Raw genomic sequence first — 3,089 nt, forward strand, 5'->3', positions numbered from 1 at the left:
GGCTCCACGACGGCGCAGATGCGTTCGCCGAACCGCGCGTCCGGCACCCCGACCACAACCGCATCACGGACACTGGCGTGACGTTTCAGCGCCTCTTCGACCTCCTCAGGAAAGACCTTCTCCCCGCCGGTATTGATGCAGACCGAGCCGCGGCCGAGCAGTTTCAGGGTGCCATCGGCGTTGACCTCTGCCCAGTCACCCGGCACCGACCAACGGATGCCCTCCATGATCCTGAACGTCTTGGCGCTCTTTTCGGGGTCCTTGTAGTAGCCCTGCGGCAGGAAGCCGCTTACCGCCACCAGCCCGCGTTCCCCGGACCCGGGCTCGACGCGCTGTCCGTCTTCGGTGAACACCACACAGTTGGGGCCCAGCATGAAGGCGGCCGTTTGAACCTCGGCTCCCGGCGCGGAGGACGACGCGCCCAGGCCCACGGCCTCGGACGAGCCGAAGCTGTCCATGATCACCGCGGAGGTCACATGGCTCAGCAGGCCCCGCTTGTTTTCCTGGCTCCACATGGACCCGGACGAACTCATGGCCAGAACCGAGGAAAGGTTCCATCGGCCGGGATTGGCGTCCAACGCCTCCAGCATGGGCGTCGAGAAGGCCAGGCCGACGATCACGATATTGGTGGCGCGCAGGCGCTCTGCCTCGTTCCACAGTTCAACGGCGCTGAACTTGCGAGATGGCAGGCAAGCGACCGTGCCGCCGTTGTTGAAGTTGATAAAGGCCGAGAACTGTCCCGTGCCGTGCATCAGGGGCGCGGCAATCAACGAAATGGGCTTCATGTCACCAGCCGCAGCATGGCGGGCGATCAACTCGTCGATGGATTGGGCGGGCGGGATGCCCAGCGCGGCGTTGCCGCCGGCGCCGATCACCTGGAACAGGTCGTCCTGGCGCCACATCACCCCTTTGGGCATGCCGGTGGTGCCGCCGGTGTAGAGCAGCAACAGATCGTCGCCGGATCGGCCCCAGGCAGCCTTCACTGGCCGAGCGGCGGGTGTGGTCGCGACGATGGCGTCGTAGTCATCGGCCCAGGCAGGAACCGGATGGCCAGGCTCGGCTACGGCGACCCAGGTCTTCACTTTCGGCAGGCGTGGGCGGATGACCTCGACCGTGTCCGCGAAGCTGGCGTGAAACACGACGGCCTCGGCATCGGCGTTGTCGAACAGGTAGACCAGCTCCTCGGGTCCATAGCGGTAGTTGGTGTTTACGGGCTCGAACCCGCCCTTGAATGCGGCGAAGTAGCTCTCGAGGTACTCGGGCCCATTGTAGAGGTACCCCGCCACCTTGGCCCGGTGACTCAATCCCCGTGCGATGAAGTGAGCCGCCAGCGCATCGGCCCGGGCGTCAAACTGGCCCCAGCTGATGGTTCGCTCGCCAAGGACCACGGCGGGGCGATCCGGTTGGGCCCTGGCGATGGCTTCCCAAACATCCGCGAACATCCATGCCATGGCAGTTCAGGCCTCCCAGCCGAAATCTCGTTGTTACCCCTGAGTTGGCGGCCTGCCGCCGCGTCTGTCAAACCGGAACGGCGGTGGTGGACTTGATCTGCTCCATCGCAAACGCTGACGAGACATCCGACAGGGGCACAGCGGCGATAAGCCGACGATAGAAGACATCGTAGGCCGCGATATCGCGCACCAGTACCTTCAACAGATAGTCGGTGTCGCCGGACAGCCGATAGAACTCCACCACCTCAGGCATGGCGGAGGCAGCGCTGGCGAAGGCGTCCAGCCATTCCTGATCGTGGCGGCTGGTCTTGACCGAGACAAACACCGCCAGGCCAAGATTCAGCTTTGTGCGATCCAGCAAGGCCACCTTGCCCAGGATCACGCCGGCGTCAGTCAGCCGCTTGATCCTTTTCCAGCACGGCGTTTGCGACAGGCCGACGATCTGGGCCAGCTCGGCGATCGGAATGCTGGCGTCGCGCTGCAACTCCCGGAGTATTCGCCGGTCGATCGAATCGAGAACTACTTCCACGCCATCAGCCTCCAAAGGAGAGTCGGGTTCTACAGTGCGGTGGTTCGCCAGTCAGGTCTTCCGCCGTACCTGGAGGCCGCCAGGGTCTACGGGCATGCCGTGAACCTGCATGTTGTGACTATGCGCCAGCTGGTGAAGCGCAAAAGCCGTCTGCATGGCGCCCACGCGACCCTGGGCATCCTCCGCAGCGTTGACCGCCTCCTTGGCCATCCGCAGGGCGAACATCGGTTTGGCGGCGATCCGGCTCGCGAGGGCCAGGGTGTATTCAGAGAGCTGGGCTGCCGGCACGACCTGATTGACCATCCCCAGTGCGCGCGCCTCCTCGGCGCCAAGCCAGTCGGCGGTAAACAGGAGCTCCTTGGCCTTCCTCGGTCCCATCTCCCAGGGGTGAGCAAAGTACTCGACGCCCGCCACGCCCATGCCCACGGTGTTGTCGCAGAAGGCGGCGTCATCGGCTGCGACAATCAGGTCGCAAGGCCAGGCCAGCATCAGGCCGCCGGCAATGCACTTGCCCTGTACCTGCGCGATCGTGGGCTTGGGAATGTTTCGCCACCTCTCGGACAGGCCGAGGTAGATTTCCTTCTCGCGCGCCATCCGCCCCTCGGCTCCGGCGCAGCCAAACCCGCACCAGGTGCCTACGGGATCGAAGGGCGCCATCTGCTCGGCAATGGTCCCGCCCTCGCGAAGGTCGTGGCCCGAAGAAAAGTGCGGCCCTGCCGCCGCCAGGATTATGACCTTCACGTCGCCGTCGCGAGCCGCCTGATCAAAGGCGTCGTTCAGGGCATAGAGCAGGGAGGTGTCCTGCGCATTGCGGCTCTCGGGCCTGTTGAGGACGATCCGCGCCACCTGCGGCGCTGGCGTTTCGTACAGAATTCCGACTGCATCCGTCATGGCGTCTCTCCTGTCGTGCGAAGCCATATCGCCTGTTCCCGGGCGTTCTGTCATCCGGCTGTGCTGCGTCGGAGGGACGAGTGTGACGGTTATCCGAAGGCTTTGCGCATATCGGGTGGCGCGGCGCGCGCTGAGAGGTAGGATACACCAAGCGACTCGGTTTCAGCGGCGCCCGCTGAAACCTCGCGACAACATCCAGCCGGGGGAGCCCCTGGCCA

The 3,089-nt window shown here is 64.8% G+C and carries 3 protein-coding genes; all 3 read right to left on the minus strand.

Annotation, left to right across the window (positions count from 1 at the left end; all coding sequences use genetic code 11):
- Positions 1-1,451, minus strand: a 1,451-nt coding sequence (locus tag ACIQ42_RS17460) for an AMP-binding protein (RefSeq protein ID WP_397423501.1), incomplete at its 3' end; no start/stop codon positions are given.
- A 67-nt stretch (positions 1,452-1,518) separates the two neighbouring features.
- Positions 1,519-1,980 carry an Lrp/AsnC family transcriptional regulator gene (locus tag ACIQ42_RS17465; protein ID WP_397423502.1) on the minus strand — a complete coding sequence of 154 codons (462 nt, stop codon included), beginning with the start codon at positions 1,978-1,980 and terminating at the stop codon, positions 1,519-1,521.
- 51 nt (positions 1,981-2,031) lie between these two features.
- The gene (locus tag ACIQ42_RS17470; RefSeq protein WP_397423503.1) at positions 2,032-2,871 is read right to left on the minus strand and encodes an enoyl-CoA hydratase; all 840 of its coding nucleotides are present in this window, start codon (positions 2,869-2,871) and stop codon (positions 2,032-2,034) included.
- Between the last annotated feature and the right edge of the window lie 218 nt (positions 2,872-3,089).

Source organism: Phenylobacterium sp. (assembly GCF_044372605.1).
In the GTDB taxonomy this organism is placed as follows: domain Bacteria; phylum Pseudomonadota; class Alphaproteobacteria; order Caulobacterales; family Caulobacteraceae; genus Phenylobacterium.

Excerpts from the sequence above, each read along its gene's own strand:
- ACIQ42_RS17470 (WP_397423503.1), bottom strand. The coding sequence starts at position 2,871 with ATGACGGATGCAGTCGGAATTCTGTACGAAACGCCAGCGCCGCAGGTG.